We start from the raw sequence: 24987 nt of genomic DNA, 5'->3' as shown, positions 1-24987 counted from the left end.
ACCTCCCGCGACAAGACGGACCTGCCATGCGTCGCCTGCCCCCGCTTACTGCCATCGAAGCATTCGTCGCGGTCGCGCGGCTGGGGTCGATCAAGGCGGCGGCGACGGAGCTCGCGCTGTCGGCGCCTGCGCTCAGCCGGCGTATCCAGACGCTGGAGCGCTTCCTCGGCCGCCCGTTGTTCGATCGCCGGCATCAGGCGATGACCCCCAACGCGGATGGCGACCGCCTGCTCGCCGCGATCGCGCCTGCGCTCGACAGCCTGTCTGACGCGGTTGAATCGATGACCAGCGGGGGCGAGGTGTTGCGACTTCGGCTCGGCGTGTTGCCGCTGTTTGCCTCGCAACGACTGTTCCCGAAACTGGCGCAGCTGCGCGCGGCGCGCCCCGAGTTGCACCTCGACGTCGACACCGGCAGCAACGCGATCTCGCGACTGGGCGAGGGGCTGGACGCGGTGATCGTGCTGGCGCGCGAGGTCGACCCGACGCTCTATGCCGAGCGGCTCGACCGCAACAAGGTGTACGCGATCGGCGCGCGGACGTTGGTGGATGGGGCGGACCCACTGCTCAGGCCGGAACAGCTCGCCGATCACAGCGTGCTGATCCACCGCGACATGGCCGATAATTTCACCGCCTGGCGCCACAGCGCGGGGATCGCCGATGTCGAGCCCAGGGCGATCGATCATTTCGATTCGGGTGCGCTGATGCTTGAGGCTGCGGCGCAGGGGCTGGGCGTTGCTTTCATGCTCGAAAGCCACTTCAACGACGCGAACGACCCGAGGCTGGTGCGGCTGTTCGGACTGGAGGTCGAGAGCCCCTATTCCTACTGGTTCGTCTGCCGTCCGCGCGCGTTGCAGACGAAGCCGGTGCGCATCTTCCGCGACTGGTTGATCGCGACGCTGCGCACCGACTGAACGGCCCGCCGCCCTGCCGGAGCGGGCGGGCCGGAGATAATTATTCCGCCCCGCTTACTCGGCCTTCGCCTTGACGATCTTGCCCGGCTCGCGCGGCGGCTCACCCTTCGGCAGCGCGTCGATCAGCTCCATGCCGTCGGTCACCTCGCCCCAAACGGTGTACTGGTTGTCAAGGAAGCGTGCATCGTCGAAGCAGATGAAGAACTGCGAATTGGCCGAGTTCGGGTCCATCGTCCGCGCCATGGAGCAGGTGCCGCGCACGTGCGGCTCCTTGCTGAACTCCTGCTTGAGGTTCGGCTTCTTCGACCCGCCGGTGCCGTTGTGGTTACCGCCGTCACCGCCCTGCGCCATGAAGCCGGGGATGACGCGGTGGAACGGAACGCCGTCGTAGAAGCCCTCGTTGGCGAGCTCGCCGATGCGCTGCACGTGCTCGGGTGCGAGGTCGGGGCGCAGGCGGATCGTCACGTCGCCGCCATCAAGCGTCAGTGTCAGGGTGTTGAAGGTATCGGCCACACAGGTTCCTTTCGTGTTCTTGTGCGCACAGTTAGTGTCGCATCGATCGGGAGGCAAACGCGCGGGCAAACGAGTGGGGGCAAATGACGCATGGCCATTCGCGTGAGGCAACGATAAGGCGCGCGGGTCGACGAACAGCAGGGAGGCACGCGACATGGGCGAGACCGAGCTTCCCGACCTCGAACGCGAAGAGGTCATCGAACAAGGTGACCCCGCCGCAACGAACCAGCTGGACGAGGACGATCGGCTGAAACCCGCCTTCGTCGACGCGGTGCTGGACGCGGTCGAGGCGGGCGACGTCGATGCCGCGCGCGCGCTGGTCGCACCGCTCCACCCCGCCGACATCGCCGACCTGTTCGAGCTGACGCCCGAGGACCGCCGCCGCGACCTCGCCGCCGCGATTGCCGACCAGCTCGACGCCGACGTGTTCGCTGAAATGAACGACTATGTCCGCGAGGCGCTGATCGACGCGCTCGACGCGCGGCAGGTCGCCGATATCGCAAGCGAGCTCGACACCGACGACGCCGTCGCGATCATCGAGGACATGGACGTCGAGGACCAGCGCGAGGTCCTGCGCGCGATGGAGCCCGACGACCGCGCCGCGATCGAGGAGGCGCTGTCCTATCCCGAGGAAACCGCCGGTCGCCTGATGCAGCGCGATCTGGTCGCGGTGCCCGAGCATTGGACCGTCGGCGACGCGCTCGATTACCTGCGCGGGCATGACGAGCTGACAACCGATTTCTGGGAAATCTTCGTGGTCGACCCGAGCCACAAGCCGGTCGGCACCTGCGCATTGTCGTGGATCCTGCGCACCCCGCGCGACATTGCGATGGCGGACGTCATGCAGCGCGAGCAGACACTGATCCCGGTCGACATGGACCAGGAGGAAGTCGCGCTCCGCTTTCAGAAATACGCTTTGATTTCCGCTGCGGTGGTCGACGGCTCTGGGCGGCTGGTCGGCATGATCACCGTCGACGACATCGTCCACATCATCCAGCAGGAGGCCGGCGAGGACGTGCTGCGGCTGTCGGGCGCAGGCGAAGGCGACATCAACGAGCCGATCCGGCTGACGGTGCGCACGCGCGTCGCGTGGCTGGTGGTCAATCTGGGCGCAACGATTCTGTCGGCCTCGGTCGTCGGGCTGTTCCAGGGCGAGATCGCGCGCTTCGCCCTGCTCGCCGCGCTGATGCCGATCGTGTCGGCACTGGGCGGCAATGCGGGGACGCAGACGCTCGCCGTCATGGTGCGCGCACTCGCCACCAACCAGCTGACCAGTTCCAACACGCTGCGCATGTTGTTCCGCGAATTTCGCATCGCGCTCGCCAACGGGGTCGCACTCGGCACGGTCGGCGCGGTCGGCAGCTATCTCGTGCTCGGCCACCTGCAGCTGTCGATCGTGTTCGCGATCGCGATGATGATCAACAGCGTGGTCGCGGGGCTGGTCGGCGTGATCGTGCCGGTCGCGCTCGACAAGGCCAACGTCGACCCCGCGGTCTCCTCGGCGGTGTTCGTGACCACCGCGACCGACGTCATGGGGTTCCTGTCGTTCCTGGGTCTTGCGGCCTTGTGGGGGCTGTCGGGCTGACCCACATCGGCGGCCTATGTCCCTGCCGCCACTGCACTTGACCAAGGTCGCGTTCGGCGCGGCAAGCCTCGATGTCCTGACCGATCGGCTGAAGGCGCGCGCGGCGGCGGGCGAGTTGTTTCTGACGACGCGCTACCTGCCCAAGCGTCACGAGGAGGTCGCGGGGCGCGGCTCGCTCTTTTGGATCATCAAGCACCAGCTCGTCGCACGCTCGCCGATCACGGGGTTCGGCGAAGCGGAAGGGGGACGCGTCGCGATCCACCTGTCGCCCGCTTTCCAGTTGATCCACGCCCGCCCGCGCCGCGCGCATCAAGGCTGGCGCTATCTCGAGGCGCACGAGGCCCCCGGGGACCTGAGCGGTGACGCGGGCGACGGTGTCGCCGCGATGCCGCCGGTACTGGTCGGGCGGCTGGTCGAGCTCGCGCTGCTTTGATGCATCAGCCGTTCTGAACCAAGCCGCCGCGGCGCAGTTTGGCTGATGGATCAGGCGGGGGTGAGATGCAGCAGGCGGCCGGTGCGACACCCCATCAACTAGACGCGCCCAAACCGCGCAAGGGCGGCGCGCTGCGCGTGCTCGGCACCGGCGTCATCACCGGGGCCGCCGACGACGATCCTTCCGCGATCGGCACCTACGCCAGCGCAGGCGCGAAGTTCGGCCTCGCGTTCCTGTGGATCGCGCCGGTCCTGCTGCCGATGATGTTCGTCGTGACCTATCTCTCGGCAAAACTCGGGCGGGTCTATGGCAAGGGATTGTTCGCCGCGGTGCGCGACCGCTACCCGCGCTGGCTGCTGTATCCGCTGATGCTCGGCGCGTTCACCGGCAACGTGATTGAGGCGGCGGCGAACATGGGCGGGGTCGGCGCCGCGCTCAACCTGCTCGTCCCGGTCCCCGTGCCCACGATCGTCGTCGCGGTGGCGGTGGGCGTGGTGCTGTTCCAGCTGTTCGGCAGCTACGCGCTGCTGCGCAGCATCTTCCGCTGGTTGACGCTGGCGCTGTTCGCCTATGTCGCGGCCGCGATCCTGGGTCGGCCCGACTGGTCGGCGGTGCTGCGCGCGACGGTCGCGCCGCAGGTGCGTTTCTCGTCCGATTTCCTTGCCATGATCGTTGCGTGCATCGGCACCTCGCTGTCGGCCTATGTCTACACCTGGCAGTCGAACCAGGAGGTCGAGGAGCAGATCGACGAGGGCAAGCTGACCGCCAGGCAACGTCGCGGCGCGAGCCGACGCGAGCTCGCGCGGACGCGGCGCGACGTGATGGTCGGCATGGTCTTCGCCAACATCATCCTCTACTTCATCATCCTGTCCACCGCGACGACGCTCCATCCGCAAGGCATCGCGCAGATCGACAGCGCGGCGCAGGCGGCGCAGGCGCTAGAGCCGCTGGCCGGCGCATGGGCGAAATGGCTGTTCGCGCTCGGCGTCGTCGGCGTCGGCTTTCTCGCGATTCCGGTGATGACGACGGGCGCGGCCTATGACCTGGTGCAAGGGCTGGGCGAGAAGGGGACGCTGCACCACCGGCCGCGCGAGGCGAAGCTGTTCTACGGCGTCATTCTGCTCGTGACGATCGTGGCGGCGGGGCTCAATTTCCTCGGCTTCAATCCGATGCGCGCCTTGGTCGTATCGGGGATCGTGCAGGGCTTCTCGGTCCCGCCGCTCTTGCTCATGATGATGCTGATGACCAACGATCGCGGCATGATGGGGGAGCGGCGCAATGGCGCGTTGTTGAACATCGTCGGCTGGACCACGACCGCAGCGACGTTCGCCGCGACCGCGTGCCTGGTGGTCAGCTGGATCGTGTGATCGCAGCGTCTGCACCGTTTCGCACGCCGGCGCGTTCACCGCGCTCACACCAAGGGAGCACGACATGACCGACGACACCGCCGTTCAGGCCCGCCGCCGCGAGATCGCGAGCGAGCATCTGCTGTTTAAGCTGATCGAATATGTCGAGGCGAAGCATCCAGGCCTGCTCGACCATCTCGACGGCAGCCTCGATCACCTGGGCGACCCGGCGCACGACGAGACCAAGGACGACGAGGCGGTGCGCCAGATCGCGCGGCGCATGATCACCGGCGCGCGCGCAGAACTGGCGGAGGGTTGATCGCGGTGGCGAGGGCGCCGGCGAGCCACGGCTCCTAGGCGCCGCCCCCCAGCTTCGCCTTCAACGCCGCGAACGGGTTCGCCGGCCGCGCCTCTTCCTCGCTGATCACCCCGGCCTCGCGCAGCACCTCGGCGGCGCGCGGGGCACGCGGGAAGGGGTCGAGCGCCAGCACCATCGTCTCCGCGGCGACCTCGCCCAAGTCGATGCCGCCGCCCTCGATCTCAATCGTGTCGATCTCCTCGCCGGCGAGCTCGTACGCGTCGTCGTCGCTGGCGGCGGCGCGCACCCCGGCGGGGTGGACGAAGCGCAGCTCGACGGGCTCATCTACCTGCGCCGGGATCGGGTCGCCGGTGACCGAGCACGCCTGCGTCACGGTCGCGGTCACGCGCCCGCGTACGCCGATGCCCGCCGCCTCCTTCCGCACGGTGAAGCGTCCCTCCAGCCGTTCGATCGCGATCAGCTCAAACCGGCTCGCCAGCGCGGCGCGCTCGGGCTCCTTTGCGCTGATCGACACCTCACGCGGCTCGGACCCGATCGCGTCCAGGCGCTCGACGCGGCTGAATTCGGGCGCGCTCACGGCAGGCGCCCTTCCATCAGGTCAGGGATGGTCGCCTGACCGAGCGCGTGGTGGAGCGACAGCAATTCGCGCCGCACGTGCGCGACCGCTTGCGGATCGACTGCCTCGCCGCGGTACAGGTTGCGTACCAGCGCGGCGTCGAGCGTGCCGTCCGCGATCCCCTCGCGGTAGGCGCCGAGCCGCCCGCCGAGCATCCCCATCATCCGCCCGACATGCTTGCCGACCACCATGTCGCCGAAGCCGATCTGGCGAACCTGCGCGTCCATGTCGTCGACGAACCGCTCGGTCAGCATCGCGGACGGTGCCGCGCCGTCGTCGTCGCGCTCCAGCCGCAGCTGCACCATCGCCAGCACCGCCGCGACCATGTCGAACCGCCCATCAAGCGTATCGGGCACCGCGCCATCCAGATACCAGTGCGGCTGCCGCGCACGCGCGATCACCGCGTCGTACAGCGGCAACGCGGCGGTGCGGTCGCGTCCGCCGAACAAGGATTTCAGCCAGCCCAAGGTTTCTCGTCGCTTCATCAGATAAGGGTATCGATAGATACGGGTGTTATTGGCACGCTTGTGTCGCGCCTGCGCGGGGCATATTGGAGGCAAAGGCCGCACCTGTCCACGTTCGGGCACGCGTCCGCCCGCGTTGATGCGCGCCCGCGACCGGGTGCGGATCGCGAATCGTGCCCGCCGGAGAGTCCATGCGTTTCCTTCTTCCTCTCGCCGTCACCGCCGGACTGCTCGCTTCGGGGTGCACGCCGCTTCGCTCGCACCAGGGTTATATCGTTGACGCCGATCTGGTGAACTCGGTCCAGCCGGGCGTCGACAACCGCCAGTCGGTGCTGGCGACGCTGGGTCACCCGACCTTCGCCAGCCAGTTCAACCAGGGCGACTGGTATTATGTCGCGCGCGACAGCCGCAACTTCGCGTTCAATCCGCCCAAGCCGATCGAGCAGTTGACGATGCGGATCAGCTTCGACGCGGCGGGTAATGTGACCGCGATCCGCAAGTCGGGCGTCGATCAGGTCGCCTCGATCAGCCCGTCCAAAAAGGTCACGCCGACGCTGGGCCGCAGCCGCAGCTTCTTCTCCGAACTGTTCGGCAATATCGGCGCGGTCGGTGCGCCGGGTGCGGGCGGCGGCGCCGGCGGTGGTCGTCCGGGCGGTCGCGACCAGCCGTAACGGGCGCGGTTCGCGAGTTGAGTGAACGGCGGCGCGAAGCTGTCGTTTCGCTGACGATCCTATTCCCGTGTCGTTCAGTCACCGGCGGCTAGTTCCTTGACCATCGTCTGCCGATCCGTGCGGCAGGCACCAAGAGGAGCATCGTCATGCGTCGTCTGATCACCACTGCCCTGCTCGCCGCGGTTGCGCTGCCGGCGATCCCCGCCGCCGCCAGCGCTCAGTCGCGCGAGGAACTGCGCCGCGATCGCCAGGATATCCGCCGCGAGCAGCGCGACGTGCGCGACGCTCAGCGCTACGGCGACCGCCACGACGTCCGCGAGCAGCGCGGCGACCTGCGCGAGGCGCGGCGCGAGTACCGCGAGGACCTGCGCGGACGCTACGGCAACGATTGGCGCGCCGACCGTGACCGCAACTGGGGCCGGGGCGACTGGTCATCGTGGCGGCAGCAGAACCGCGCGCTCTACGCGCGTGGCGACTGGCGCGCGCCGTTCGGCTACCAGACGTTCCGTCCCGGCGGCCGGATCGCGCCAAGCTATTTCGGCACGCGCTACATCATCAACGATCCGTCGCGCTATCACCTGCCCCCGGCGCGCGGCTACACGCGCTGGGTGCGGCATTACAATGACGTGATCCTGGTCGATCAGCGCCGCGGCGTCGTGGTCGATGTGATCCGCAACTTCTACTGGTGATGCGAGTGACGACGCATCTCTTCCGGCGCGCGTCGTCTCCCTCGCGGCGGTGATTGGCCGCGCCGTTGGTTACGCCACGGCGCGGCCGGTACCGGCTTGGGTCGGCACTGGTCCCGAAAGGGGGATAAAGGGACCGAAGCGCGAACGCCGATGCGCTGCGTTTGTTCTATGCCGATTTCGCCTTTCGCGCCAGAATGGCTAAATATCTGACACAAAAAGTCGTAAGTTTTCGCAGCTTGCACGCCTGATACGTATTTCGCAGACTTGGAATGGGAGAACCGGCGTCGGGGGGCGGCATGGTCAATGGCATTGCCGCCGCAGCGTTGCACCTGTGCGACGCATCGCTGCACGAGGCATTGCTGTTCGCCGCGGTCATGTTCGCGATTGGCGGCGTCGACGACCTGCTGGTCGATCTCATGTATATCGTCCACCGTCGTCCGGCCGCGCGTCTCGACCAGCTGCCGCAACCAGCCGGCGGGCGACTCGCGATCTTCGTCGCGGCGTGGGACGAGCAGGCGGTGATCGGCGCGATGCTGCGCGCCGCACTCGCGCGGGTCGAGTATCCCGATTACCGTATCTACGTCGGTTGTTATCCGAACGATCCCGGCACGTCTGACGAGGTTCGCGCGGTTGCACGCCACGATGCACGCGTTCGCATGGTGGTCGGACGCCGCGCCGGCCCGACGACCAAGGCCGATTGCCTCAACACGCTGTGGCACGCCTTGCAGCACGACGACGCGGCGGCGGGAGCGATCACGCGCGCGGTGATCCTGCACGATGCGGAGGATGTGCTGCATCCGGCCGAACTGCGCGTGGTCGCGCATCACCTGCTGTCGCACGCGCTGGTGCAATTGCCCGTCGTACCCTTGATCGATCCGCGGTCGCCGATGGTCACCGGCCATTACGCCGACGAATTCGCGTCGGCGCACGCGATCGCGCTGCCGGTGCGCACCGCGCTTGGAGCGGCGATGCCGCTCGCGGGGGTCGGCTGCGCGATTCGGCGCGATGCGCTCGAACAGCTGGCGGCGCAGACCGGCGATGCGCCGTTCGAGCCTGCAAGCCTGACCGAGGATTACGAACTCGGGCTGCGCGTCGCGGCGCTCGGCTACCGCAGCTGCTTCGTCCGCGTGCGTGACCATGCGGGTACGCTGATCGCGGTACGCGCCTATTTCCCCGACACGATCCGTGCGGCCGTCGTGCAGAAGGCGCGCTGGATGACCGGCATTGCGCTTGCCGGCTGGGACCGTACCGGCTGGGGCGGGCGGGCCCGTTTGCCTGAGCTGTGGATGCGGATGCGCGACCGGCGCGCGCCATTGGCGGTGGTGACGCTTGCGGCGGGCTATCTCGCGCTTGTCGCCTGGGGCGTGTCGATGCTCGGGCACTGGCTGGTCGGCGATACGCCGCCGCCGATGACCGACCTGCTCGCCGCCTTGTTGTCGACCAATGCGGTGCTGCTGGCGTGGCGGTTGCTGGTGCGCGCGCGCGCGACCGCGCACGAGCACGGCTGGCGTGAGGGGCTGCGATCGGTGCCGCGCGCGTTGTTGGGCAATTTCATCGCGCTGCTCGCCGCCCGTCGCGCGGTGATGCGCTATGCCGGAATGTTGGCGGGCCGCGCGCCACGCTGGGACAAGACGGCGCACCGCTTTCCCGCCGTGCTGCCGGCTGCGGGATGATCGGACCGAATACGGCGCGGCGCGGTGTGGGCGCGCTCCGGTTCGGTGGCGACGGGCGCCCGCTGCGATTCCTGATGATCGTCGTCGGCGGCTGGACCGGCGCACGGGTAGCGTTGTTGTGGAATGTCCAGGGCGGCGAGCAGCTGATCGCCGCGCGCGTCGGGCCAGTAGTCGCGCCGCGGGGCATGACCGAGGCCGGCTCGCCTGTCGCGGCCATATCCGGATTCCCACGCGTCGGACATGCCGTGGTGATGCCCGAGCGAGGATCGGCGTCGGAACTCGTTGTCATGCTTCCTCCACGCCGCGCAGTCACAGCGAGCGCCGCAGCGGAAGCGGTTAGGCCGATCGAGCATGCGGTGATCGCCACCGCCGCTGCCCTGCCACCGCGTGCGCCGCAGTCCGAGGTCGCGCAGCCGGTCGCACGAGTGCTGCCCTCACGCGCCCGCTGGTCGGGCAGCGCCTGGTCGCTGGTGCGCGGAAGTGGGAACGCGGGCGGCATCGCGACACCGCAGCTAGGTGGTGCGCAGGTCGGCGCGCGCCTTGCCTACCGCCTGGATGCCCGCGGCCGAGTCCTTGCGGTCGGGCGTGTCGCGGCTGCACTCGGCACGCGGCAGCAGGAGGCGGCATTGGGGCTGGAGTGGCAACCGACCCGGCTGCCGATCCGCCTCGTCGCCGAACAACGTGTCGGGATCGCGCAGACACGCGGTGGCCCAGCGCTCGGGCTGGTCGGCGGCGTCAGCGCGCTGCCGCTCGCCGCAGGTTTCCGCGTCGATGGTTATGCGCAAGCCGGCGTCGTCGCGCGCGATAGCGCGGACGCTTATGTCGACGGGGCAGTCGTGGCTGGTCGTACCGTGATGGTGCGCGGCGGCACGCGGCTTGAGCTGGGCGCGGGTGCATGGGGCGCGGCGCAACGCGGTGCGTCGCGGCTGGATGTGGGGCCTCGGCGACGCTTGTGCTGCCACTCGAGCGCCAAGCGTTGCGCATCGGGGTGCAATGGCGCGAGCGGATCGCCGGCAACGCGCGGCCGGGGTCGGGTGCGGTTCTGTCGCTGGGCGTCGATTGGTGACGCGACCGGGCGCGGCTGCGTGGCTTTCGCGGGGCGCGCGAAACGACTAACCCTGCGGCATGGACGTCTATCTGCCGATCGCGAACCTGTCGGTGAACGCGCTGGTGATGATCGCGCTGGGGGCAGGCGTCGGACTGCTGTCGGGGATGTTCGGGGTCGGCGGCGGGTTCCTCACCACCCCGCTGCTGATCGTCTACGGCATTCCGCCCACCGTCGCCGCTGCCTCGGCGGCGAGCCAGGTGACGGGTGCCAGCGTGTCGGGCGTGTTTGCGCATTTCCGCCGCGGCGGCGTCGACGTGAAGATGGGCACGATCCTGGTCGCGGGCGGAGTCGGGGGCACGATGGCGGGCGCGTTCCTGTTCCGCTTCCTGCAAGCTTCAGGGCAGATCGATACGGTGATCGGCATCATCTACGTCGTGCTGCTCGGCTGGATCGGTGCGCTGATGGCGACGGAGGCGATCCGCTCGATCCGCGTGCTGCACGGCGCGGCGGCGCCCCGCCCGCGCCGGCGGCGGCACCATCCGCTGGTCGCCGGCCTGCCGTGGCGGACGCGCTTCTATGCATCGGGGCTCTACATCTCGCCGCTCGCCCCGCTGCTGCTCGGCTTCGGGATCGGCATCTTGACGGTGCTGCTCGGCGTCGGCGGCGGGTTCATCCTGGTGCCCGCGATGATCTACCTGCTCGGCATGGCAACCGCGGTGGTCGTCGGCACGTCGCTGTTCCAGACGCTGTTCGTCACCATGATCGCGACCATGGTCCATGCGACGACGACCAAGGCGGTCGATATCGTGCTCGCCGGCCTGTTGCTGATCGGATCGGTCGTGGGGGCGCAGGTCGGTGCGCGCTTCGCCAACCGAGCCCGGCCCGAATACCTTCGCCTGGCGCTCGCGGTCGTCGTGCTGCTGGTGTGCCTGCGTGTCGCGCTCGGCCTCGCGTGGCGGCCCGACGAGATCTACACCGTTGAATTGTCGTGAGGGGCACACGCAGTCTTATCCCGGCGCTGCTGATCGCCGCGCCGATGCTGATGGCGCAGGACAAGCCCACGCTCGTTCCCGACGTGTCGCAGCGCGATATCGAGATCAAGTACAGCTTCACCGGCGCGGAACTGCTGCTGTTCGGCGCGATCCTCTATCCCGGTGGTCGCCTGCCCGAGCCCGGGCACCGCACCGACGTGGTGATCGTGCTGAAGGGACCGACGCAGTCGATCGTTATTCGCGAGAAAGAGAAGGTCGCCGGCATCTGGGTCAATGCGGAGGCGCTGCGCTACCGCTCGGCGCCGTCGTTCTACGCCATCGCCTCGTCGCGACCGATCGACAGGCTGGTTGACCCGCGCACCCGCGCGATCTTCGAGTTGGGGCTCGACAGCCTGCAACTCTCCCCCGCCTCCAACGCGCCCTCGGCGGTGCAGGACCGCTTCACCGCCGGACTGGTCGAGCAGCGCCGCCGCAGCGGGTTGTTCGTCGAGGCCCCTGGCGCGGTCGAGATCACGGGCGGCGTGCTCTACCGCGCACGGCTGACGATCCCGGCGCGCGTGCCTACCGGGCGGTTCACCGCGGAAACCTTCCTGATCCGCGACGGTCGCGTCCTCGCCGCCGCGGTTCGCGACATCGACGTGCGCAAGGCGGGGTTCGAGCGTTTCGTGACCCGCGCCGCCGACAGGCATGCGATCCTCTACGGCCTGACCGCCGTCGCGCTGTCGGCGCTGCTCGGCTGGGGCGCGGGGCGGATCGCACGCCGGGCGTAAGTCACGAGTATCGCCTCCGTTTCGGATTCGATCACGCAAAATTTACACTATCGGCTTACCACCCGTCGTCATGGACGGCATGCCCGCATGAACGATCAACCCGCACCGCATTTTTTTGCGTCGGCGCTGGCAGCTGCGCATGGTGCCGCGGAGCCGATCGGCTACGTGCTCGAGGTCGCCGGCGCGCGCAGTGAGATGGTGCTCGATCTCGCCGCGCTCACACCGCTCAGCGGCCATGCCGATGCGGTGCTCGCCACTGCGGGTCAGGTAGGCGGGCAGTTGAAGGTGCGCGTCGGCGCAACCTGGCTGCTCGCCAGCATCCGCTCGCTCAAACTCGCGCCGGGCAGCGCGGGACAGGTCGTCGCCGCGGTCGACTTCGTCGGCGAGGGCGATGAGGAGCAGCTGACGGGGCGCCTCTACCAGTTCCGCCGCGGCGTGACGCGTTACCCGATGCCGGGCAGCGAAGTGTTCCCGGTCACAGGCGATGACCTCGCGCAGGTCTATGCCGCCGATGAGCGCGCGGTGATCGAGATCGGGCACGTCTATCCAACCGACGATGTGCGCGGCGCGCTTTACGTCGACGCGATGCTGGGCAAGCATTTCGCGCTGCTCGGCTCGACCGGTACCGGCAAGTCGACCTCCGCCGCGCTGATCCTGCACCGCATCTGCGCACTGGCGCCGCAGGGCCATGTCGTGATGATCGACCCGCACGGCGAATATGGCGCGGCGTTCAACACCAACGGCGCGCTTTACGACGTCAACAACCTGCAGATGCCGTATTGGCTGATGAATTTCGAGGAGCATTGCGAGGTGTTCCTCACCTCCAGCGGCGCGGACCGGCAGGTCGACGCCGACATCCTCGCCAAATGCCTGCTCGCCGCGCGCGCCAAGGGCCGGGTGGGGCAGGAGATACCGAAACTGACCGTCGACGCGCCGGTGCCGTACCTGCTCAGCGATCTCTTGCAGCTGATCCAGCAGGAGATGGGCAAGATGGACCGCGCCGGCTCCACCGCGCCTTACCTGCGGCTGAAGACCAAGATCGAGGAGATCAAGGCCGATCCGCGCTTCGGCTTCATGTTCTCCGGCATGTTGGTCGCCGATACGATGGCGGCATTCGTGTCGCGCATCTTCCGCCTACCGGGCGACGGCAAGCCGATCTCGATCATCGACGTGTCGGGCGTGCCAAGCGAGATCACCTCGGTCGTTGTCGCGGTGCTGAGCCGGATGGTGTTCGACTTCGCGATCTGGTCCCGGAACGAGCCGCAGCGCCCGATCCTGCTCGTCTGCGAGGAGGCGCACCGCTACGTGCCCTCGGACCGCGACCGGCAGAGCGCGGTGTCGCGCATCCTCAGCCGGATCGCGAAGGAAGGACGCAAATACGGCGTCTCGCTCGGCCTGATCACGCAGCGCCCGTCCGACCTCGCCGAAGGCGTGCTGTCACAATGCGGCACGATCCTCGCTATGAGGCTCAACAACGAGCGCGACCAGGCGTTCGTGCGCGCAGCCATGCCCGAGGGCGCGCGCGGCTTTCTCGATTCTATTCCCGCGCTCAGGAACCGCGAGTGCATCATCTGCGGCGAAGGCGTCTCGATCCCGATGCGCATATCGCTCGACACGCTCGAGCCCGCGAAGCGCCCGGCGTCTGCGGACCCAAGCTTCACCGAGCTATGGCGCGAATCGGGCGATGAGGATCAGATCGTCCAGCGCACCATCCAACGCTGGCGCGCGCAGGGGCGGTGAGAGGCATCCCAGTCGCGGCGCGTGTCGGTTATTGGTGAATAGCTGCTAGGCCATTCTCGCTGCAAAGCGCTGGAAAGCTACCACTGGGCAGATAAACTTAGCCGCATGGACCTGATCTTTGTAAAGCGAAGCGGTAAGTTCGACGATCTCACGATCATCCGCGAGAACGGAGAGCCGGAAGCGATTTCCTGCCCAAAGCAAGGCATCATACCACACGACATGGTGCACTACGCTGCCGAGAGTGTTCTCGCACACCGAGGATTCTTGTCGCTTGTCAACGAGGGCAGGTCGGCGGAGTTCGGGACTAAGGGCGGGGATAGCGAAGAAGCTATTGAGCGACTGGTTGAAGCGCTTCAAGCCGAGATGTGGGGCGGCCGCGTGCCGGCCGCAGACTTGATTGCTACCTATGAGCTTGCCTGCGCCGTACGCGGTCATACCGTTGCTCCAATCTCGGAAGCGGATGTTGATGCAATCCGTCAGCGGCTGGATGACCTTAGCCGGCAGTGGTCGGCTGTCCGCGTCAACGAGGCTCTGAAGGTCCGCTTCTGAGTCGGCGATACGCTGATCTTGACGGCGCTTGTGCGGCGAATGCGGGCACATGGTGCGCGTGCCTGCGCCTGATCTCGGGTTGCTTCACCGTCTACCCAGCCCGCACCCATTGCCATCGCGCCCACGGGGGCTAAAGCCGGCGCGCGAAAGGGTATTCGACCATGAAGCTGTTGACGGGCAATTCCAACCTGCCGCTCGCCACTGCGATCTCGGACTATCTCGAGGTGCCGCTGACCGAGGCGCTGGTGCGGCGCTTCGCCGACGAGGAGATCTTCGTCGAGATCATGGAGAATGTACGCGGCGAGGACGTGTTCCTGCTCCAGTCGACCAGCTACCCGGTCAACGACAACCTGATGGAGCTGCTGATCATGATCGACGCGTGCAAGCGCGCGTCGGCGAAGCGGATCACCGCGGTGCTGCCCTATTTCGGCTATGCGCGGCAGGATCGAAAGCCGGGACCGCGCACGCCGATCTCTGCCAAGCTGGTCGCCAACCTGATCACCACCGCGGGCGCGGACCGCGTGCTCTCGGTCGATCTCCATGCCGGGCAGATCCAGGGCTTCTTCGATATCCCCACCGACAACCTCTTCGCCGCGCCGGTGATGAGCGCGGACATCCGCACACGCTTCGGCGACAAGAATCTGATGGTGGTCTCGCCCGACGTCGGCGGCGTGGTGCGTGCGCGCGCCTTGTCGAAGCGGCTCGACAACGCCCCGCTCGCGATCGTCGACAAGCGGCGCGAGCGCGCGGGCGAGTCGGAGGTGATGAACATCATCGGTGACGTCGAGGGGCGCTTCTGCGTGCTGATCGACGATATCGTCGACTCGGCCGGCACGCTCTGCAACGCGGCGGCGGCGCTGCGTGAGGCGGGGGCGGAGGACGTCGTCGCCTATGTCACGCACGGCGTGCTGTCGGGTGGGGCGGTTGCGCGGGTCGAAGGGTCGGCGCTGCGCGAGCTGGTGATCACCGACTCGATCGGCAATCACGATTCGATCGGGAAGGCGGCGAAGATCCGCCACCTGACGATTGCGCCGCTGCTGGCGGAGGCGATCAAGCGGATCGCGGACGAGACGAGTGTCAGTAGTTTGTTTGACTGACTGCGGCAGGCGCGGCCACGCCCGCGCCGGTGCGCGCAGCACAGCCGCCGGCACGGCCGGCGGACAGGCGCCAGCCTGATCCGGCCGACGACGCGGGCTTTGCCCGCGTGAGCGTTGTTCGCGCTACTTTCGCAGCGAGGTTAGCTTGAGAGAAGGGTAAAAAGTAACACGGGCAAAGCCCGCGTCTTCGTCGGCCGTGTCCGGCTATGCCGGCACGCCGTCCGGCTTACGCGCTGCGCTTACGCGCACCGGCGCGAACGCAGTCGCGCCTGCGCTCAGCGTTCTCCTAACGCCACAATATGCTCCAGCACCGCCGGATGCAGCGCCTTAGAGAACGCACAACCGTAACGAAATTTGTCCCGCCACGCGACCACCGCCTCCAGTGCGGCGAGGCCCGGCAGCGTCAGCCACACGGTCGTCCCCGGCCACAAGGTGAAGCTCGTCTGCGCGCGGAAACCGGTCGCCGACAGGTCGACCACGTCGATCTCGAACCGCGTGTTGCCGCGGTCGCGCAGGTGCGCCTTCATCTTCACCGCGCGACGCAGTGAGTGGCGATGTTCCTCCAACTCAGAAGGCGTGGGAATCGGGACGGCGGGTTCCATGCCGCCGTTATGCGCCGCTAAGGGTTAATCTTCGGCAAAGATCGACGCGTGCGGCACGGTCGACTGGCGCAAACCCTTGCGGCCGCGCCGCCTCAATTCGGCTTTCAGGTCCTCGGGCCGAGGCGCGACAATGAAGCCGAAGCTGACGTTACCTTCGCGTGTCTCGACCACGTGGTGAAGCCGGTGCGCCTGCACGATCCGTTTCATGTACGCGCCCTTGGGCAGGTAGCGGGTCGGCACGCGGCGATGCACGATCACATCGTGGAACCCGAAATAGATCATGCCGTAGGCCGCGACGCCCGCGCCGATCCACACGAACCCCAGCCACCAGCCGTAATGCAGCGCACCGTAGATCATCGCGATCGACGGCACCGCGAAGATCACCGCATAGAGGTCGTTCAGCTCCCAATGTCCGTCGCGCGCGCGGTGGTGGCTCTTGTGCAGGAACCAGCCGGGCCCGTGCATCACCCAGCGATGCATCGCATAAGCGAAACCCTCCATCAGCACGACGGTGACGAGGAACAGGAGAAGTGCGGACCACCAAGCCATTGTGTTCGCGCATATAGCGCTCACGCAGCCTTGTCGCTACGTCGCACCGCATCATGAATGACGACCTTCGCTCCTTTGCGCTCGAATCCAAGGCCTGGCCATATGAGGAGGCGCGCAAGCTCCTTAAACGCTACCCGCAGGGCAAGCCCGGCGGCGAGGCCGTGTTGTTCGAGACCGGCTACGGTCCCTCGGGGCTGCCGCATATCGGCACGTTCAACGAGGTGCTGCGTACGACAATGGTCCGCCAGGCATTCCATGCGCTGTCCAATCAGCCGACGCGACTCGTCGCGTTCAGCGACGACATGGACGGGCTGCGCAAAGTGCCCGACAATGTGCCCAACGGCGCGATGCTGGCCGAGCATCTGGGCAAGCCGCTGACGCGCATCCCCGATCCGTTCGGCAAGTTCGACAGCTTTGCCGCGCACAACAACGCGATGCTGCGCGAGTTTCTCGATCGCTTCGGGTTCGATTACGAGTTCGTCTCCTCGACCGATTACTACACCGAAGGTCGCTTCGACGAGGCGTTGAAAGGCGTGCTGCGCCATTACGGAGGCGTGATGGACGTGATGCTGCCGACGCTACGCGCCGAGCGCCGCGCGACCTATTCGCCGATCCTGCCGATTAGCCAGGTGAGTGGCATCGTACTTCAGGTGCCGGTCGAGGTGGTCGACGCGGAGGCGGGCTTGATCGCCTTCACCGATCCGGCGACAAACGAACGCGTCGAACAGAGCGCGCTCGGTGGCATGTCGAAGCTGCAGTGGAAGGTCGACTGGGCGATGCGCTGGGTCGCACTCGGCGTCGATTACGAGATGGCAGGCAAGGACCTGATCGACTCGGTGACGCAATCGTCGAAGATCGCGCGCGTGCTCGGCGGGCGCCCGCCCGAAGGCTTCAACTACGAGATGTTCCTCGACGAGAATGGCGAGAAGATCTCGAAATCGAAGGGCAATGGCCTGAGCCTGGAGCAATGGCTGACCTACGGCCCCGAGGAGAGCCTCGCCTTCTACGCCTACCGCGAGCCGAAGAAAGCCAAGCAACTCCACATGGGCGTGATCCCGCGCGCGGTGGACGAATATTGGCAGTTCCGCGGAAATTACGGGACCCAGGCGGTCAAGGAACGGCTCGGCAACCCGGTCCACCACATCCATGACGGCACGCTGCCCGAGGGCGAGTTGCCGGTGACGTTCGGGCTGCTGCTCAACCTCGTCGGCGTGATGGGCGAGGGCGCGACGCCCGATCAGGTATGGGCCTATCTCGCGAACTACGTGCCCGACGCGTCGGCGGCGCGCTATCCCGAGCTCGACCGGCTGATCGGCCACGCGCTCGCCTATCACCGCGACTTCATCGCCCCGACGCTCAAGCGCCGCGCGCCCGAGGGGGTCGAGGTCGAGGCATTGCAGCGCCTCGATGCCGCCCTCGCCGCGCTGCCGGCGGACGCGAGCGCAGAGGACATCCAGAACGAGGTCTACGAAATCGGCAAGACCGGTGGGTTCGAGTCGCTGCGCGACTGGTTCAAGGCATTGTATGAGACGCTGCTGGGATCCTCGCAGGGGCCACGAATGGGCAGCTTCATCAAGCTGTACGGGGTGGAGAACAGCCGCAAACTGATTGCGGAGGCTATCGGCGCGGCCACGCCCGCGCCGATGCGCGGCTAGCCGCGCAAACGCCGAGGCCGGCCGGCGGGTCGGCGCTAGCGGACCCGACCGACGACGCGCGCTTTGCCCGCGGTGGCTCCGCGACCAAAGAACTATGTACCCCGGGGCAAACCGCAGCTACCTTGCACCCCGCCGCCACAACCCGCATCTGACGCTGCAATGCAGCAACATACACCCGCGACGCTGAAACCCGCCGCGCCCGTCGGCGTCGTCCACCTGGCACTCGCGGTTGGCGGCTTTGCTATCGGCACGACCGAGTTCGCGGCGATGAGCCTCGAGCCCGACCTCGCGCGCGGGCTGGGCGTCGATGCGCCTGCGGTCGGGCACCTGATCAGCGCCTATGCGCTGGGCGTCGTCGTCGGTGCGCCGGTGCTCGCGGTCGCGCTGGCGAAGCTGCCGCGCCGCACCGCGCTGATCATCCTGATGCTGATGTTCGCGGTCGGCAATGCGTTGTCGGCGATGGCGCCCGGCTATGACGCGATGCTCGTCTTCCGCTTCCTCGCCGGACTGCCGCACGGTGCCTATTTCGGGGTCGCCGCGCTCGTCGCCGCGTCGTTGATGCCGGGGCGGCGCACGACCGCGATCGGGCGCGTGATGCTGGGGCTGACGGTCGCGACGATCGTCGGCGTGCCGCTCGCCAAGATGCTGGGGCAGTGGCTCAGCTGGCGCTACGTCTTCGGCGTGGTCGCCGGGCTGGCGCTCACCACCGCCGCGCTGGTCGCCGCCTTCGCACCGCACGACCGGTCCGACCGCGACGCCAGCCCGCTGCGCGAACTCGCCGCGCTGCGCAACGGGCAGGTGTGGCTGACGCTCGCGATCGGCGCGATCGGTTTCGGCGGACTGTTTGCGGTCTACACCTATCTCGCCTCGACGCTGACCGACGTCACCGGCGCGTCGAACGCAGTCGTGCCGCTGGTGCTGGCGGTATTTGGCATCGGTATGACCGCGGGCAACCTGTTCGTGCCGCGTTTCGCCGACCGCGCACTGATGCCGACCGCGGGCGTGCTGCTGCTGTGGTCGGCCGGCGTGCTGGCGCTCTATCCGTGGGCGAGCGGCAATCTCGTCGCGATCACCGCCTGCGTGTTCGCGATCGGCTGCGGCGGGGCGCTCGCCACCGTGCTCCAGACGCGGCTGATGGACGTGGCGGGCGGCGCGCAGGGGCTCGCCGCCGCGCTCAACCATTCCGCCTTCAACGTTGCCAACGCAATCGGGCCGTGGGCAGGCGGCCTCGCGATCGCGGGCGGCTACGGCTGGGCGTCGACCGGCTATGTAGGCAGCGCGCTTGCGCTCGGCGGGCTTACGATCTGGGCGCTGACGCTCGCCGTCGAGCGGCGCTGGGCAGCGGTTGCCTGAGGCGGATGTCCTACGCGGCGCGTGCGTGGCATGGTGTGCCATGATCGTTGCTCGTCCCGCCAAACGTCGCATCCCACGCGCGCACATGCGTAGGGGTGTGACTTTAGTGACCTTCCAGCCGCTCGCAGGCCGCGCGTGAGGCGCTTTTTCTCGCCCGCGCAAGTCCGCCACGCGCCCGCGCAGGAACTGCACAACGGCGCCTTCGCTGATTACGCCGAGAAGCCGGCGCGCGCGCAGGCGATCCTTGATGCGATCGGCGGCGCGGAGGAGCCACGCGACTATGGTGTCGAGCCGATCGAGGCGGTGCACGATGCCGGCTATCTCGCCTTCCTGCGCGATGCCGCGAACTTGTGGAAGGAAGCGGGGCGTAGCGGTGAAGCGATCCCCTACACCTTCCCGATCGTCGGTCGCCGTCCGCTCGCGCTATCGCGGATCGACGCTTTGCTCGGCCGCTACGCCTTCGACGCGACCACGCCGCTGACGGAGCAGACCTGGGCGGCGGGGTACGCCAGCGCGCAATCGGCGCTCGCCGCGACGCATGCGGTGATGGCGGGCGAGCGCGCCGCCTTCGCGTTGTGCCGCCCGCCCGGCCACCACGCGGGGCGCGATTATTGCGGTGGTTACTGCCACATCAACGTGGCGGCGGTCGCGGCGCAGGCGGCGCGCGACTCCGGCGTTGCAAAGGTTGCGGTGCTCGACATCGATTATCACCACGGCAACGGCACACAGGACATCTTCTGGGATCGCGGCGACGTCTTCTACGCCTCCATCCACGCTGATCCGGCGACCGATTACCCATTCTACTGGGGCCATGCCGATGAGTTCGGCGAGGCGGCGGGCGAGGGCGCGACGCTCAACCTGCCATTGCCGCAGGGCACGCGCATCGACGCGTTCCGTACCGCGCAAGGAGAGGCGCTGGAGGCGATCGCGCGCTTCGGTGCAGAGCTGCTCGTCGTCAGCTTCGGCGCCGACACGTGGGAGGGCGATCCGATCAGCCGTTTCCGCCTGCGCACCGACGATTATGCGCTGCTTGCTCGCGACATCGCGTCAGCCGGGCTGCCGACCGCGATCGTGATGGAGGGCGGCTACGCGATCGGCGCGCTCGGCCGCAACGTCGCGGCGTTCCTGTCGGGGTTCTGATCCGCGTTCAGGCGGTTGCGCGCTTCTCGAACCCGTCGAGCCGCTCGCCCGATGTGTCGTGGCTCACCGCAACGTCGGCGACGCGCGACGCGGGCGAGCCCTGCCGCGCCCGCGCGATCATCGCCTCGACCATCTCGGGCGCGCCCGCGACGACCATTTCGACCGAACCGTCGGCGCGGTTGCGCACCCAGCCATCGAGCCCGAGCACGCGTGCGTGCTCGACCGTCCAGTCGCGGAAGAACACGCCCTGCACCCGGCCGGTGACGACCAGCCGGCGGCGGATCACTCGACCTGGTCGCCGCTCGCGGGTTCGGGATAATCCTCAGGCTTGGTCTGGCCTTGGTTCTTCACCGCCTGCTCGTCCTTGACCGAGCGGACCTTGTCATCGCGCTCGAAATCGCCGCCGGGCTTGTTGGGTTGGTCGGACATTTAATCACTCCTTCGTGACGCTCAACGAGCCGCCGCTCGCGAAGGTTCAGCCATCACGCCGCCGCTCGATCAGCCACGGCCGCGGGCGGCCGGTCGGCTGCGGCTTGCCGTCGAGCCTCACCGCGCGATTGACGCGCACTGGACGCAGCATCAGCGTGCCGCGCATCTGCCCGCCGACCGGCTCGGCCAGGATGCGCCGCACCGTCGCCTGTCCGCCGACGACCCGACCGAAGGCGGCATAGCCCGGATTGCTCGCGCTCCAGTCCATCGACGGCAGCGCGCCGACCGTGATGAAGAAATTGCCGTTGGCCGATCCCGGCGGCCCCATCCGCGCCATCGAGATCGTCATGTCGAGATGCTTGATCCCGGTCTTCTTCGTCGATTCGTGCGGGATGGTGTCGAGGAAGCGGCGCGCATCGGTGCGGATGCCGCCCTGGATGAAGCCGTAGCGTGGATCGCGCTTGTTCTTCGCCGTGCGGTAGAACGACACGCCGTCGAAGCGTCCGTCGTCGACGTAGCGCAGGAAATTGGCGGTGGTCGCCGGCGCCTTCTTTGCCGCCAGCGCGATCACCATCGGACCGTCGCTCGTCTCCAGCCGCACCCGCACCCATCCCGGCGTCGCGCGGTCGGCGCGCTGTGCTGCGGCAGGAGTGACGAGCAGGGGCGCGAGCAGGGCGGCGGCGAGGAAGCGGATCATGGCCGCCGCGGTAGAAGTCGCGCCATCGTGCCGCAAGCTACTCGGTCCGTTTCAGCAGCGCGGCGAGGTCGCCTTCCCAGAACTTCGCCCAGGTGTGCGTGCCGTGCCCGCGCGTCTCGGGCGTCTCCGCGATCAGCCGGAACGTCGCGTCCTTCATCCGCTTCACGCCCTCCACCGGAAAGGTGAACCCGCGCGGGTTGATGAAATCATCGGCCGAGTTGATCCAAACCGTCGGCGCGGTGATCGCCTCAAGTCGCGGCAAAGGATCGTAGGTCCGCGACGCGTCGAGCTGGTAGATCAGGTCGTTCGCGTCGATCCCCTTGATTGACGCCGCCACCCGCTCGCGCGCATAGGTCGTCGCGGCGTCGCGCGTTGGGTAGTTAGCCTGGATCCACAACGGCGCGCCGCCCGCCACGAACAGCAAGGAAGCAGCCCCACGGATGCCCTGCGCCGGCTCCGCGGTGTAGTTGCCGCTCTGCCATGCCGGATCGCTGGTGATCGCGTCGATCGCGAGCTGCCGCCACATCCGGTTCAGCCCCGCAATCGGCACCACCTCGCACCCCAGCGGCATCAACGCGCGGGCGAACGTCGGATAGGTCTCACCCCAGACGAAGGCGTGCATGCACCCCATCGAAGTCCCCATGATCAGCCGCATCCGCTTGATGCCGAGGCCTTCCGTCAGAAGCCGGTGCTGCGCCGCGACCATGTCGTCGTAATCGTATTTCGGAAACGCCATGCGCAGGTCATCGGAGGGCTTGGACGACCCGCCGTGCCCGATATTGTCAGGCAGGATGATCCAGTAGCGGCGGATGTCGAGCGGCTGGCCGGGGCCGTAGAGCCGGTCGGCAAATTGGGGGCTGAGGAACTGCTTGCCCGTGCCGCCGGTGCCGTGGAGCACCATTACCGCATTGTCGATCTCGCCCGCGGCATTGCGGTGCGGGGTGCCGAGCGTCGTGTAGTGGAGCTTGAGCTCGCGCATCCGCTCGCCCGAGCGGAAGGCGAAGTCGCGCATCGTATAATCGGCCTCGCGCGTCGGCCATCTGCTGGTGGTCGCCGGCGTGCTGGCGGCGCGCGTCGCGATAGGCGCGGCGGGTGTGGCCTGCGGCGATGGGGTCAGCGCCTGGACGGCGGCGAGCATGAGCGAGAGCAGCATGGCGCCATGCTACACGCCCGCCGGGCGAGCACCAGTGGCGTCTACCGCTCGCGCGTCGCGTTAAAGCGGACCTTGGGATAACGATCGGCGACGTAGCCGATTTCCCAAGCGCTTTTCGCCAGGAACACCGGATTGCCGTCGCGGTCCTTCGCCATCGCGCCGCGATTGAGGTCGGCGAACGCTTTCAGGTCCCCCGCGTCGCCCGTCACCCAGCGCGCGGTGTCGAACGGCGCGGGCTCCAGTCCGGCGGCGACCTTGTACTCGGCCTCCAGCCGACTGATCAGCACCTCGAGCTGCAATTGCCCGACGACACCGACGATCCAGTTCGATCCGATTTCGGGATAGAAGACCTGCGTCACGCCTTCCTCGGCCATGTCGTCCAGCGCCTTGCGCAGCTGCTTGGTCTTGGTCGGATCTTTCAGCGCCACACGGCGCAGGATCTCGGGCGCGAAATTGGGAAGCCCGGTGAAACGAATGTCCGCGCGCTCGGACAAGGTATCGCCGACGCGCAGCGTGCCGTGATTGGGGATGCCGATGATGTCGCCCGGAAACGCCTCGTCCGCGACCTCGCGGTTCTGCGCGAAGAACAGGATCGGCGAATGCACCGCGATCGGCTTGCCGTGCCCGGTCGGCGTCAGCTTCATGCCGCGCTTGAACGTGCCCGAGCACAGCCGCATGAACGCGATGCGGTCACGGTGGTTCGGGTCCATGTTGGCCTGCACCTTGAATACGAACCCGGTCACTTCATCTGCCTCCGGTGCGATCGGCGCGGGTTCGGCCGGCTGCGGACGCGGGGCGGGCGCATGGCGTGCAAGCGCGTCGATCAGCTCGGCGACACCGAAGTCCTTCAGCGCCGATCCGAAATAGACCGGGGTCAGGTCACCGTTGCGGTACGCCTCGGCATCGAACTCCGCATAACCGGCCTGCGCCAGTTCGACTTCCTCCGCGAACCGCTCGGGCAGCGTCACGTCGGTGTCGACCTTGCCCTGGAAATTGCGGCTGTCGCCCTCGGGCCGGCTGACCCCGCCCGTCTCCAGATCGAGCACGCCCTCGAACTCGCCGCCCATGCCGATCGGCCAGCTCATCGGCGCGACGTCGAGCGCCAGCATGTCGGCGATCTCGTCGAGCAGCTCGAACACCGGCCGGCCTTCGCGGTCGACCTTGTTGACGAAAGTGATGATCGGCACGCTACGCAGCCGGCAAACCTCGAACAGCTTGCGCGTCTGAGCCTCGATGCCGCGCGCGGCGTCAATTACCATCACCGCGGAGTCGACCGCGGTCAGCGTGCGATAGGTGTCTTCGGAGAAGTCCTCGTGTCCCGGCGTGTCGAGCAGGTTGAAGGTGATGACCCCCAGATCATCAAAGGCGCGCTCAAACGTCATCACCGAGGAGGTGACCGAGATGCCACGCTGCTGCTCGATCTTCATCCAGTCGGAGCGCGCGCGCCGGTTCGCGCCGCGCGCCTTGACCTCGCCCGCCAGGTGGATCGCGCCGCCGGCCACGAGCAGCTTCTCGGTTAAGGTCGTCTTGCCCGCGTCGGGGTGGGAAATAATCGCAAAAGTGCGGCGGGGGGAGGTCATGATGGTCCTGAAGAAAAGGCGGCGATCGATCGCGAACGATGCCGGCCATCTGCGGTGTTGAGCGCGCGCATAGCAGCCTGTCGCCGGCGCGAACAGCCGGCGCGTCGGGCGCGCGGCGGGCGCTCAGCCGCGCAACAAAGCGCTGGCGAGCGCGATCATGCCGAACACCGCCACGAACAGCAGCACCAGCACGATCTGGATCGCGCGGTGAACCTTGGGATCATTCGCCACCCGGCTGCTATCGGCGCTGCCGCGCGCGGGCTCAAGTGGCAAGTTCCGCGTGCGTGTACTACAACGACCAATGCGAAAGTTTCGGGAGCATGGATGAGCTCAAGATGAGGAAACAAAGAACTCATCCGTAAGCGCACTGTCATCCCAAAGTATTCAAGGCCCCTTATCGCCCCACGCAAGGC

27 protein-coding genes are annotated in these 24987 nt (G+C 67.6%); 16 read left to right on the top strand and 11 right to left on the bottom strand.

Annotation, left to right across the window (positions count from 1 at the left end):
- Positions 1–26 precede the first annotated feature (26 nt).
- Positions 27–911 carry a LysR substrate-binding domain-containing protein gene (locus SMN802W_RS0102105; RefSeq protein WP_019515232.1) on the top strand — a complete coding sequence of 295 codons (885 nt, stop codon included), beginning with the start codon at positions 27–29 and terminating at the stop codon, positions 909–911.
- 54 nt (positions 912–965) lie between these two features.
- Here the strand turns inward: SMN802W_RS0102105 and SMN802W_RS0102100 are convergent, their stop codons facing one another.
- Positions 966–1424, bottom strand: a complete 459-nt coding sequence (locus tag SMN802W_RS0102100; protein WP_019515231.1) for a peptidylprolyl isomerase — start codon at positions 1422–1424, stop codon at positions 966–968.
- Between the two features lie 154 nt (positions 1425–1578).
- Here SMN802W_RS0102100 and mgtE point away from each other — a divergent pair, with 154 nt between their 5' ends.
- From mgtE to SMN802W_RS0102080, 4 genes are all read left to right on the top strand, one after another.
- Complete coding sequence (gene mgtE, locus SMN802W_RS0102095) at positions 1579–3009, top strand: magnesium transporter (protein ID WP_019515230.1); 1431 nt, start codon at positions 1579–1581, stop codon at positions 3007–3009.
- Between the two features lie 16 nt (positions 3010–3025).
- Entirely contained in the window at positions 3026–3442 is a 417-nt protein-coding gene (locus tag SMN802W_RS0102090; RefSeq protein WP_019515229.1) for a DUF1489 family protein, read from the top strand.
- A 65-nt stretch (positions 3443–3507) separates the two neighbouring features.
- The gene (locus SMN802W_RS0102085) at positions 3508–4809 is read left to right on the top strand and encodes an Nramp family divalent metal transporter (protein WP_019515228.1); all 1302 of its coding nucleotides are present in this window, start codon (positions 3508–3510) and stop codon (positions 4807–4809) included.
- A 64-nt stretch (positions 4810–4873) separates the two neighbouring features.
- Positions 4874–5107: a hypothetical protein gene (locus SMN802W_RS0102080; RefSeq protein WP_019515227.1), complete on the top strand. Its 234-nt coding sequence runs from the start codon at positions 4874–4876 to the stop codon at positions 5105–5107.
- 34 nt (positions 5108–5141) lie between these two features.
- Here the strand turns inward: SMN802W_RS0102080 and SMN802W_RS0102075 are convergent, their stop codons facing one another.
- Positions 5142–5684 (bottom strand): YceD family protein, encoded by a 543-nt coding sequence (locus SMN802W_RS0102075; protein ID WP_019515226.1) that lies wholly within the window; start codon positions 5682–5684, stop codon positions 5142–5144.
- The gene (locus SMN802W_RS16220; protein ID WP_037522937.1) at positions 5681–6208 is read right to left on the bottom strand and encodes a ubiquinol-cytochrome C chaperone family protein; all 528 of its coding nucleotides are present in this window, start codon (positions 6206–6208) and stop codon (positions 5681–5683) included. The genes SMN802W_RS0102075 and SMN802W_RS16220 overlap by 4 nt, the downstream gene beginning before the upstream one ends.
- Before the next feature lie 170 nt (positions 6209–6378).
- Here SMN802W_RS16220 and SMN802W_RS0102065 point away from each other — a divergent pair, with 170 nt between their 5' ends.
- From SMN802W_RS0102065 to SMN802W_RS0102055, 3 genes are all read left to right on the top strand, one after another.
- Positions 6379–6858, top strand: coding sequence for an outer membrane protein assembly factor BamE (locus tag SMN802W_RS0102065; RefSeq protein WP_020424624.1), 480 nt, complete (start codon positions 6379–6381; stop codon positions 6856–6858).
- 146 nt (positions 6859–7004) lie between these two features.
- On the top strand, positions 7005–7547 hold the full coding sequence (locus tag SMN802W_RS0102060) for an RcnB family protein (protein WP_019515222.1): 543 nt from the start codon (positions 7005–7007) through the stop codon (positions 7545–7547).
- Positions 7548–7843: 296 nt separating this feature from the next.
- On the top strand, positions 7844–9220 hold the full coding sequence (locus tag SMN802W_RS0102055; RefSeq protein WP_019515221.1) for a glycosyl transferase family protein: 1377 nt from the start codon (positions 7844–7846) through the stop codon (positions 9218–9220).
- 512 nt (positions 9221–9732) lie between these two features.
- On the opposite strand, the gene SMN802W_RS17465 is transcribed toward SMN802W_RS0102055, so the two are convergent.
- The gene (locus SMN802W_RS17465) at positions 9733–10005 is read right to left on the bottom strand and encodes a hypothetical protein (RefSeq protein ID WP_156818685.1); all 273 of its coding nucleotides are present in this window, start codon (positions 10003–10005) and stop codon (positions 9733–9735) included.
- A 340-nt stretch (positions 10006–10345) separates the two neighbouring features.
- On the opposite strand from SMN802W_RS17465, the gene SMN802W_RS0102040 reads away from it, so the two are divergent.
- The 5 genes from SMN802W_RS0102040 (at position 10346) to SMN802W_RS0102020 (ending at position 15416) form a co-directional block, all read left to right on the top strand.
- A complete protein-coding gene (locus SMN802W_RS0102040) occupies positions 10346–11260 on the top strand; it encodes a sulfite exporter TauE/SafE family protein (RefSeq protein WP_019515218.1) in 915 nt (304 codons plus the stop codon).
- 50 nt (positions 11261–11310) lie between these two features.
- Positions 11311–12030, top strand: coding sequence for a TIGR02186 family protein (locus SMN802W_RS0102035; RefSeq protein WP_083925566.1), 720 nt, complete (start codon positions 11311–11313; stop codon positions 12028–12030).
- 87 nt (positions 12031–12117) lie between these two features.
- Positions 12118–13770, top strand: coding sequence for an ATP-binding protein (locus tag SMN802W_RS0102030; protein ID WP_019515216.1), 1653 nt, complete (start codon positions 12118–12120; stop codon positions 13768–13770).
- Between the two features lie 105 nt (positions 13771–13875).
- Positions 13876–14319, top strand: coding sequence for a hypothetical protein (locus tag SMN802W_RS0102025; RefSeq protein ID WP_019515215.1), 444 nt, complete (start codon positions 13876–13878; stop codon positions 14317–14319).
- A gap of 161 nt (positions 14320–14480) precedes the next feature.
- Positions 14481–15416: a ribose-phosphate pyrophosphokinase gene (locus SMN802W_RS0102020; protein WP_019515214.1), complete on the top strand. Its 936-nt coding sequence runs from the start codon at positions 14481–14483 to the stop codon at positions 15414–15416.
- Between the two features lie 275 nt (positions 15417–15691).
- Here SMN802W_RS0102020 and SMN802W_RS0102015 read toward each other — a convergent pair whose 3' ends face one another.
- Positions 15692–16018: a PilZ domain-containing protein gene (locus tag SMN802W_RS0102015; RefSeq protein WP_051083434.1), complete on the bottom strand. Its 327-nt coding sequence runs from the start codon at positions 16016–16018 to the stop codon at positions 15692–15694.
- Positions 16019–16042: 24 nt separating this feature from the next.
- Positions 16043–16567, bottom strand: a complete 525-nt coding sequence (locus SMN802W_RS16210; protein WP_019515212.1) for a sterol desaturase family protein — start codon at positions 16565–16567, stop codon at positions 16043–16045.
- 53 nt (positions 16568–16620) lie between these two features.
- On the opposite strand from SMN802W_RS16210, the gene SMN802W_RS0102005 reads away from it, so the two are divergent.
- The 3 genes from SMN802W_RS0102005 (at position 16621) to SMN802W_RS0101995 (ending at position 20715) form a co-directional block, all read left to right on the top strand.
- On the top strand, positions 16621–18222 hold the full coding sequence (locus SMN802W_RS0102005) for a lysine--tRNA ligase (RefSeq protein ID WP_019515211.1): 1602 nt from the start codon (positions 16621–16623) through the stop codon (positions 18220–18222).
- Positions 18223–18381: 159 nt separating this feature from the next.
- Complete coding sequence (locus tag SMN802W_RS0102000; RefSeq protein ID WP_019515210.1) at positions 18382–19575, top strand: MFS transporter; 1194 nt, start codon at positions 18382–18384, stop codon at positions 19573–19575.
- 135 nt (positions 19576–19710) lie between these two features.
- Positions 19711–20715 (top strand): histone deacetylase family protein, encoded by a 1005-nt coding sequence (locus SMN802W_RS0101995; protein WP_019515209.1) that lies wholly within the window; start codon positions 19711–19713, stop codon positions 20713–20715.
- A 7-nt stretch (positions 20716–20722) separates the two neighbouring features.
- Here the strand turns inward: SMN802W_RS0101995 and SMN802W_RS0101990 are convergent, their stop codons facing one another.
- The 5 genes from SMN802W_RS0101990 to SMN802W_RS0101970 are packed head-to-tail and all read right to left on the bottom strand — an operon-like array spanning position 20723 to position 24574.
- Positions 20723–21001: an acylphosphatase gene (locus SMN802W_RS0101990; RefSeq protein WP_019515208.1), complete on the bottom strand. Its 279-nt coding sequence runs from the start codon at positions 20999–21001 to the stop codon at positions 20723–20725.
- Entirely contained in the window at positions 20998–21144 is a 147-nt protein-coding gene (locus SMN802W_RS18075) for a hypothetical protein (RefSeq protein ID WP_019515207.1), read from the bottom strand. The genes SMN802W_RS0101990 and SMN802W_RS18075 overlap by 4 nt, the downstream gene beginning before the upstream one ends.
- Positions 21145–21190: 46 nt before the next feature.
- On the bottom strand, positions 21191–21841 hold the full coding sequence (locus tag SMN802W_RS0101980) for a peptidylprolyl isomerase (RefSeq protein WP_019515206.1): 651 nt from the start codon (positions 21839–21841) through the stop codon (positions 21191–21193).
- A 37-nt stretch (positions 21842–21878) separates the two neighbouring features.
- The gene (locus SMN802W_RS0101975; RefSeq protein ID WP_019515205.1) at positions 21879–22994 is read right to left on the bottom strand and encodes an alpha/beta fold hydrolase; all 1116 of its coding nucleotides are present in this window, start codon (positions 22992–22994) and stop codon (positions 21879–21881) included.
- A 41-nt stretch (positions 22995–23035) separates the two neighbouring features.
- Positions 23036–24574: a peptide chain release factor 3 gene (locus SMN802W_RS0101970; protein ID WP_019515204.1), complete on the bottom strand. Its 1539-nt coding sequence runs from the start codon at positions 24572–24574 to the stop codon at positions 23036–23038.
- Positions 24575–24987: the final 413 nt, after the last annotated feature.

The organism is Sphingomonas sp. Mn802worker (genome assembly GCF_000382485.1).
GTDB lineage: Bacteria > Pseudomonadota > Alphaproteobacteria > Sphingomonadales > Sphingomonadaceae > Sphingomonas.
This window is presented reverse-complemented; position numbering and strand designations above follow the sequence as displayed.

Coding starts and splice junctions, on each gene's coding strand:
- SMN802W_RS0102105 (WP_019515232.1), top strand. CDS start 27: ATGCGTCGCCTGCCCCCGCTTACTGCCATCGAAGCATTCGTCGCGGTC.
- SMN802W_RS0102005 (WP_019515211.1), top strand. CDS start 16,621: ATGAATGACGACCTTCGCTCCTTTGCGCTCGAATCCAAGGCCTGGCCA.
- SMN802W_RS16220 (WP_037522937.1), bottom strand. CDS start 6,208: ATGAAGCGACGAGAAACCTTGGGCTGGCTGAAATCCTTGTTCGGCGGA.
- SMN802W_RS16210 (WP_019515212.1), bottom strand. CDS start 16,567: ATGGCTTGGTGGTCCGCACTTCTCCTGTTCCTCGTCACCGTCGTGCTG.
- mgtE (WP_019515230.1), top strand. CDS start 1,579: ATGGGCGAGACCGAGCTTCCCGACCTCGAACGCGAAGAGGTCATCGAA.
- SMN802W_RS0101975 (WP_019515205.1), bottom strand. CDS start 22,994: ATGCTGCTCTCGCTCATGCTCGCCGCCGTCCAGGCGCTGACCCCATCG.
- SMN802W_RS18075 (WP_019515207.1), bottom strand. CDS start 21,144: ATGTCCGACCAACCCAACAAGCCCGGCGGCGATTTCGAGCGCGATGAC.
- SMN802W_RS0102020 (WP_019515214.1), top strand. CDS start 14,481: ATGAAGCTGTTGACGGGCAATTCCAACCTGCCGCTCGCCACTGCGATC.
- SMN802W_RS0101970 (WP_019515204.1), bottom strand. CDS start 24,574: ATGACCTCCCCCCGCCGCACTTTTGCGATTATTTCCCACCCCGACGCG.
- SMN802W_RS0102035 (WP_083925566.1), top strand. CDS start 11,311: ATGGCGCAGGACAAGCCCACGCTCGTTCCCGACGTGTCGCAGCGCGAT.
- SMN802W_RS0102090 (WP_019515229.1), top strand. CDS start 3,026: ATGTCCCTGCCGCCACTGCACTTGACCAAGGTCGCGTTCGGCGCGGCA.
- SMN802W_RS0101980 (WP_019515206.1), bottom strand. CDS start 21,841: ATGATCCGCTTCCTCGCCGCCGCCCTGCTCGCGCCCCTGCTCGTCACT.
- SMN802W_RS0102025 (WP_019515215.1), top strand. CDS start 13,876: ATGGACCTGATCTTTGTAAAGCGAAGCGGTAAGTTCGACGATCTCACG.
- SMN802W_RS0102030 (WP_019515216.1), top strand. CDS start 12,118: ATGAACGATCAACCCGCACCGCATTTTTTTGCGTCGGCGCTGGCAGCT.
- SMN802W_RS0102015 (WP_051083434.1), bottom strand. CDS start 16,018: ATGGAACCCGCCGTCCCGATTCCCACGCCTTCTGAGTTGGAGGAACAT.
- SMN802W_RS0102080 (WP_019515227.1), top strand. CDS start 4,874: ATGACCGACGACACCGCCGTTCAGGCCCGCCGCCGCGAGATCGCGAGC.
- SMN802W_RS0102000 (WP_019515210.1), top strand. CDS start 18,382: ATGCAGCAACATACACCCGCGACGCTGAAACCCGCCGCGCCCGTCGGC.
- SMN802W_RS0102055 (WP_019515221.1), top strand. CDS start 7,844: ATGGTCAATGGCATTGCCGCCGCAGCGTTGCACCTGTGCGACGCATCG.
- SMN802W_RS0102085 (WP_019515228.1), top strand. CDS start 3,508: ATGCAGCAGGCGGCCGGTGCGACACCCCATCAACTAGACGCGCCCAAA.
- SMN802W_RS0102065 (WP_020424624.1), top strand. CDS start 6,379: ATGCGTTTCCTTCTTCCTCTCGCCGTCACCGCCGGACTGCTCGCTTCG.
- SMN802W_RS0102060 (WP_019515222.1), top strand. CDS start 7,005: ATGCGTCGTCTGATCACCACTGCCCTGCTCGCCGCGGTTGCGCTGCCG.
- SMN802W_RS0102040 (WP_019515218.1), top strand. CDS start 10,346: ATGGACGTCTATCTGCCGATCGCGAACCTGTCGGTGAACGCGCTGGTG.